The organism is Roseovarius sp. (genome assembly GCF_048262375.1).
Classification (GTDB): Bacteria; Pseudomonadota; Alphaproteobacteria; order Rhodobacterales; family Rhodobacteraceae; genus Roseovarius.
Map to the genome: position 1 here is coordinate 1 of NZ_JBLXFE010000058.1, position 5,516 is coordinate 5,516.

General features: G+C 58.7%; 7 protein-coding genes. 4 read left to right on the forward strand and 3 right to left on the reverse strand.

The window, feature by feature from the left end; genetic code table 11:
- Positions 1-134: 134 nt before the first annotated feature.
- Positions 135-806: a glutathione S-transferase family protein gene (locus tag ACN0SW_RS20175; RefSeq protein WP_417729690.1), complete on the forward strand. Its 672-nt coding sequence runs from the start codon at positions 135-137 to the stop codon at positions 804-806.
- On the opposite strand, the gene ACN0SW_RS20180 is transcribed toward ACN0SW_RS20175, so the two are convergent.
- Positions 803-1,396, reverse strand: coding sequence for a YdeI/OmpD-associated family protein (locus ACN0SW_RS20180; RefSeq protein ID WP_417729691.1), 594 nt, complete (start codon positions 1,394-1,396; stop codon positions 803-805). The two genes, ACN0SW_RS20175 and ACN0SW_RS20180, sit on opposite strands and share 4 nt — an antisense overlap.
- Positions 1,396-2,127 carry a bifunctional 2-polyprenyl-6-hydroxyphenol methylase/3-demethylubiquinol 3-O-methyltransferase UbiG gene (ubiG, locus tag ACN0SW_RS20185; protein ID WP_417729692.1) on the reverse strand — a complete coding sequence of 244 codons (732 nt, stop codon included), beginning with the start codon at positions 2,125-2,127 and terminating at the stop codon, positions 1,396-1,398. The genes ACN0SW_RS20180 and ubiG overlap by 1 nt, the downstream gene beginning before the upstream one ends.
- 68 nt (positions 2,128-2,195) lie before the next feature.
- On the opposite strand from ubiG, the gene ACN0SW_RS20190 reads away from it, so the two are divergent.
- Entirely contained in the window at positions 2,196-3,464 is a 1,269-nt protein-coding gene (locus tag ACN0SW_RS20190; protein ID WP_417729693.1) for an aspartate kinase, read from the forward strand.
- 136 nt (positions 3,465-3,600) lie between these two features.
- Positions 3,601-4,605: an NAD(P)H-dependent flavin oxidoreductase gene (locus tag ACN0SW_RS20195; protein ID WP_417729694.1), complete on the forward strand. Its 1,005-nt coding sequence runs from the start codon at positions 3,601-3,603 to the stop codon at positions 4,603-4,605.
- Between the two features lie 36 nt (positions 4,606-4,641).
- Here ACN0SW_RS20195 and ACN0SW_RS20200 read toward each other — a convergent pair whose 3' ends face one another.
- Positions 4,642-4,857 (reverse strand): dodecin, encoded by a 216-nt coding sequence (locus ACN0SW_RS20200; protein ID WP_417729695.1) that lies wholly within the window; start codon positions 4,855-4,857, stop codon positions 4,642-4,644.
- 79 nt (positions 4,858-4,936) lie between these two features.
- Here ACN0SW_RS20200 and ACN0SW_RS20205 point away from each other — a divergent pair, with 79 nt between their 5' ends.
- Positions 4,937-5,500 (forward strand): PH domain-containing protein, encoded by a 564-nt coding sequence (locus ACN0SW_RS20205; RefSeq protein WP_417729696.1) that lies wholly within the window; start codon positions 4,937-4,939, stop codon positions 5,498-5,500.
- Positions 5,501-5,516 lie beyond the last annotated feature (16 nt).

The following is a 5,516-nucleotide window of genomic DNA, read 5'->3' on the forward strand; positions in this document are numbered from 1 at the left end:
TACAGGCCATTGGCGAGAGGATGAAGCAGCGCATGGAAGCGAGCCAATAATTCTGACCGCCCACCACAACACAATGTGGGCATCCCGCATCAAAGCCCTTCCCCAAACGCCTGTTCCCGACTAACACCAGCGCCATGTGGCAGTTGTATCAGTTCCCCCTATGTCCGTTTTCGCGTAAAGTCCGCTTGCTGCTGGGCGAGAAATCGGTCGGCTATGAGCTTATCCGCGAATCGCCCTGGGATCAGCGCGACGAATTTCTGTCGATGAACCCGACCGGCCGCACGCCTGTGATGAAACATGCCGAGCGCGATATTCATCTCGTCGACAGTGTAGCGATTTGCGAATATATCGAGGAGACCGTCGAAAAAATCCCGATGATCAACGGCACGGCGGTGAATCGGGCCGAGATACGGCGGCTGGTGGCATGGTTCGACGAACAATTTTACGGCGATGTCACCGCGCCGATGCTGCATGAGCGGATGCATAAAAGACTGGTCCGGCGTGAGCCGCCTGATGCAAAAATTTTGCGCGAAGCGATGCGCCGGGCGAATTCGCATCTCGATTATGTCGATTATCTGATCGACCACCGCAGCTGGCTGGCCGGGGCAACGATGAGTCTTGCCGATCTTGCCGCAGCGGCCCAGATTTCCGTGGCCGATTATCTCGGGGCAATCGACTGGGCCGGGCACGAACAGACCAAAGCCTGGTACAGCATGTTCAAATCGCGGCCCTCTTTCCGCCCGTTGCTCTCCGAACGCATGGAAGTGATCGCGCCGCCGGCCCATTATGAAAAGGTCGACTTCTAGCGATATTTCCAGTTCAGGTCCTTGCCCTCGGCCATCCACTCGACCGCCGTGGCCATGCGCTTGTCACGGGTCTGCTCCCGCTTCGCTCCCGTAACCCAAAGGATATAGTCCCGCCGATAGCCCGGTGAGAATTCGTCATAGGTCTTTTGCGCATCGGGATTTGCGGCAATGGCTTTCGCGAAAGCTGCGGGTAGCGGCGGGACCTTGACCGGCTTGGGCTTCGATTTTTTGGGTGCAGCCCTTTGTCCCTGCATTTTTTCTGCCACCGAAAGGATCATCGCGACCAGTTCGTCCTTGTCGGGTAAATCCTCCAGCGACCTGATCCGGCCAAAATGACCCATGGCTTGGTTCGCCTTGGGTGTATCAACCCCTAGTCGTTCCCAGAAACCAAAGGCCGCATGTTCCTTGAACGCCGCCATATTGGCGAGATTTTTGCCCCCTAGGGTGAAGAAGGGCATGTTCCACTTTACCGCTTCTTCGACATCGGGGCGGGCTTGATGGACCAGCGCACGGAGATGATTCAAAATCGGCTTGGCGAAATCCTCAGCCTTGTCGATATAGGCATCAATGCGGGCATCGGTCCTGGCCATCAGGCTTTGACCACGGTCACCAGGTAGTTGAGCGACAGATTGTCCGACAGGGTAAAACCCCTGGCCGGGCCATAGGACAGGCCGCGCGTGTCAATGACCTGGAGGCCGGCAGCGTTCAGCAGTTTCTCGAGCTCGTCCGGGGTGATGAATTGCTCATGGTGATGGGTCCCGCGCGGGATTTGTCCGGTCCGCTCGGCCAGTTCGACCAACAGTAGTTTCGACAACGCCGTGCGATTGGGTGTTGAGAGGATCATCAGGCCGTCGTCAGCCATGCATTGCGCCAGCCCGTTCACAAAGGCCTGCGGAGCATCGACATGTTCGATCACCTCGAGCGAGGTCACCAGATCAAAATCCTTTCCCTCGAAATCCTCGATGGCGGTGTTGCGATAGTCGATTTCCAGCCCTTGCGGACCGGCATGCGCCTTGGCCACAGCGATATTTTCCGGTGCTGCATCGAGACCGGTTACGCTCGCACCCAGTCTGACCAGCGGTTCGCAAAGCAGGCCGGCGCCGCAGCCGACGTCGAGCGCCCTTTTCCCTGCAAGCGGCCGCAACCGACTGCTATCGCAATGAAAATGCAGGTCAATCGCGTCCCGCATATAGGCCAGCCGCACCGGATTGAGCCGGTGGAGCATGGCCGACGAGCCCTTCGGATCCCACCAGTCCGCGGCGAGAGCGCCAAAATGTGCCGCTTCGCCGGGGTTGATCGTGCTGCTACTTGCCTTTGTCATGCCCGCTCTTTATCAGGAATTTCAATCCTGTTCAGGCCCTTTTTAGCGAAAGTCTATCCAACAGCAGCATGGCACGCATAGTGATGAAATTTGGCGGCACTTCGATGGCGGGTACCGAGCGTATCCGCCGGGTTGCGCAGATCGTCAAGCAGCAGGCCGACGCCGGCCATGAAGTGGCTGTGGTGGTATCCGCCATGGCGGGCGATACCGACCGCCTGGTCAATTTCTGCCGCGAAGCCAGTTCGCTTTACGATCCGGCCGAATATGACGTGGTCGTGTCATCCGGCGAACAGGTGACGTCGGGACTTCTCGCGATTGCGCTGCAGTCGCTCGGTGCGAAAGCGCGCAGCTGGCTCGGTTGGCAGATGCCGGTCCGTACCATGGAAGCACACAGCAAGGCGCGGATCGATACGATTGATGCTGAAAAGCTGGTCGCCGCGATGACCAGCGGTGAGATCGCTATCATCCCGGGATTCCAGGGAATCAGCGAGGACGGCCGGATCACGACCCTGGGACGCGGCGGGTCCGATACCAGCGCGGTGGCGATCGCCGCTGCGGTCAAGGCGGATCGGTGCGATATCTATACCGATGTCGACGGAGTCTACACCACCGACCCGCGCATCGTGACCCGTGCGCGCAAGCTTAAAAAAGTGACGTTCGAGGAAATGCTAGACCTGGCCAGCGTCGGCACAAAAGTATTGCAGTCCCGGTCGGTGGGCCTGGCGATGAAGGAGGGGGTGCGCATCCAGGTACTCTCTTCCTTCACCGATGAAACGACCGAATGGACCGCAGACGACCTGCCCGGCACGATGATCGTCGGCGAAGAGGAAATGGAGATAGAGGATATGGAACGACAGCTGATCACCGGCATCGCCCATGACAAGAATGAAGCAAAAATCACCCTGACCCGCGTCCCCGACAAACCGGGCGCGGTTGCGGATATATTTGCGCCGCTGGCCGATGCCGCGATCAATGTCGACATGATCATCCAGAATGTCGGCCGCGAGAAAGGTGAAACCGACGTGACCTTCACCGTCCCGAACGTCGATCTGGACCATGCCATGCAGGTACTGGAAGGCGCGCAGGCGAAAATCGGTTTCAATCGCCTGATCCCGGACACCAATGTCGCCAAGATCTCGGTCGTCGGCGTCGGCATGAAAAGCCACGCCGGCATCGCCGCCACCATGTTCAAGGCGCTCGCCGATCGCGGGGTCAATATCCAGGCGATCACGACATCGGAAATCAAGGTGAGCGTTTTGATCGAGGAAGACTATACCGAACTGGCGCTGCGCGTCCTGCACACCGCCTACGGGCTAGATGCGGAGGATGCTGCTTGAGGGATGGTTCCCCCGCTTGCACGTCGGTTGATAATCCGCTCCTGCTCGCGAATTTCATCGGCTGGCAAATCGCCAGCCTCTTTACTACTCACCGCTTTACCATGCTCTCAGGCTGGAATGCGAAGGAACACGCAAAATGACTGAATCCAAGCTCGAACATCTCATGCAGCGCGGCACCGATCTTCTCGGCAGCGAAACCGCGATCATGTGCGGGGCCATGTCCTGGGTGTCGGAGCGCAATCTGGTCAGCGCTATTTCCAACGCCGGCGGTTTTGGCGTAATTGCCTGTGGTGCGATGACACCGGAACTGCTCGATACTGAAATCACTGAGACGAAAAAACGCACCGAAAAACCGTTCGGGGTCAACCTGATAACGATGCATCCTGATCTGATGGCGCTGATCGCGGTTTGCGGCAAACATGCGGTGACCCACGTTGTGTTGGCTGGCGGCCTCCCTCCCAAAGGCAGCCTTGAGGCGATCAAGGAAACCGGGGCAAAGGTGATTTGCTTCGCCCCCGCCATGGCGCTCGCGAAAAAGTTTCTTCGTTCGGGTGTCGATGCGATCGTTATTGAAGGCATGGAGGCCGGCGGCCATATCGGCCCGGTGTCCACCTCGGTGCTGGCGCAGGAAATATTGCCCGAAATTGCCGACCAGCTGCCAGTCTTCGTTGCCGGAGGGATCGGCACTGGCGAGATGATCGCCGCCTATCTCGAAATGGGGGCCAGCGGCGTTCAACTCGGTACGCGCTTTGTCTGCGCGCACGAATCGATTGCCCATCCGGCGTTCAAGAAAGCCTTCATGCGCGGCAATGCCCGCGATGCGATCACCAGCGTCCAGGTTGATCCGCGATTGCCGGTGATTCCGGTGCGGGCGCTGAAGAACAAGGGCACCGAAGAATTCACCCGCAAGCAGATCGAGGTCGCCAAGCTGCTCGATTCCGGGGTGATCGAAATGGGCGAAGCGCAGCTGCAGATCGAGCATTTCTGGGCCGGTGCGTTGCGCAAGGCGGTGATCGACGGCGATGTCGAACATGGCAGCGTCATGGCCGGGCAGTCGGTCGGCATGGTGAAGGCCGAAGAATCCGTGGCCGAAATCATCAGTTCGTTGAAGGAGCAGGCGGCGGCTGCCCTGGCTCGTTAGCCGCCATGCCCCCCTTGCCAGAACATGGCATGAGGGTCAGGCCGTTGAATGGTGCGTAAAGCCTATCCGCAACGTCACCTGATAATGGGCAACCTTGCCATCGACGATATGGCCGCGGGTGTCGGTGACTTCGAACCAACCAAGATCCTTTATGGTCGCCGCGGTACGGGCAATCGCCTTTTCGATCGCATCCTCGATGCTCGTCGATGAACTGCCCACGACTTCGGTGATCTTGTAGATATTGTCATCCATGGGAATTTCCTTTTCTGGCTTTCGAATCATTTGCAGCACCAGTATAGCACGACCGCCCTGATCAAGCTGTCTTGCATCGATGATACGGTTGGTTCACAACGTCCCGATGAACGATCAATTGCACCCGGCCGAACATCTCCATGACGCGCCTGAAATTCCGGCGCCAGATTATAATCAGGGTCTGACGCCGCTCCATCCGCCGGAGAAAAGCCTGATCCGGGTCAATATGGTCGTCCGAGCGGTCATCCTGCTGGCGCTGGGTCTGGCCGGAGAAATCGCGATCCAGATCCAGCTTGGCACCCAGCCCGGCCTGCTGCTCATTCCCCTGGCGCTGCTAGCTGCCTTGATGGTTCTGGTCCTGCCGAGGCGGATCTATCGGCGTTGGGGCTATGATATGGGCGACGAACAATTGCGGGTGCTGCGCGGCTATCTCTGGCGCACCGATACGATTGTCCCGTTCAACCGGATCCAGCATATCGACGTCGCGCAGGGACCGTTGCAGCGCCTTTTCGGCCTGTCCACCCTGATCGTTCACACGGCCGGGACACACAACAGTATCGTGACCCTGCCAGGCCTTGCCACCGCCGATGCCGAATCGATGCGCGAGACGATCAAGGGTCATATCCGCCAAGACATGATATGAATGACGCGGCAAAACC

What these genes read in the sequence shown, in the direction of transcription:
- ACN0SW_RS20175 (WP_417729690.1), top strand. Translation starts at nt 135, where the DNA reads ATGTGGCAGTTGTATCAGTTCCCCCTATGTCCGTTTTCGCGTAAAGTC.
- ACN0SW_RS20180 (WP_417729691.1), bottom strand. Translation starts at nt 1,396, where the DNA reads ATGGCCAGGACCGATGCCCGCATTGATGCCTATATCGACAAGGCTGAG.
- ubiG (WP_417729692.1), bottom strand. Translation starts at nt 2,127, where the DNA reads ATGACAAAGGCAAGTAGCAGCACGATCAACCCCGGCGAAGCGGCACAT.
- ACN0SW_RS20190 (WP_417729693.1), top strand. Translation starts at nt 2,196, where the DNA reads ATGGCACGCATAGTGATGAAATTTGGCGGCACTTCGATGGCGGGTACC.
- ACN0SW_RS20195 (WP_417729694.1), top strand. Translation starts at nt 3,601, where the DNA reads ATGACTGAATCCAAGCTCGAACATCTCATGCAGCGCGGCACCGATCTT.
- ACN0SW_RS20200 (WP_417729695.1), bottom strand. Translation starts at nt 4,857, where the DNA reads ATGGATGACAATATCTACAAGATCACCGAAGTCGTGGGCAGTTCATCG.
- ACN0SW_RS20205 (WP_417729696.1), top strand. Translation starts at nt 4,937, where the DNA reads ATGATACGGTTGGTTCACAACGTCCCGATGAACGATCAATTGCACCCG.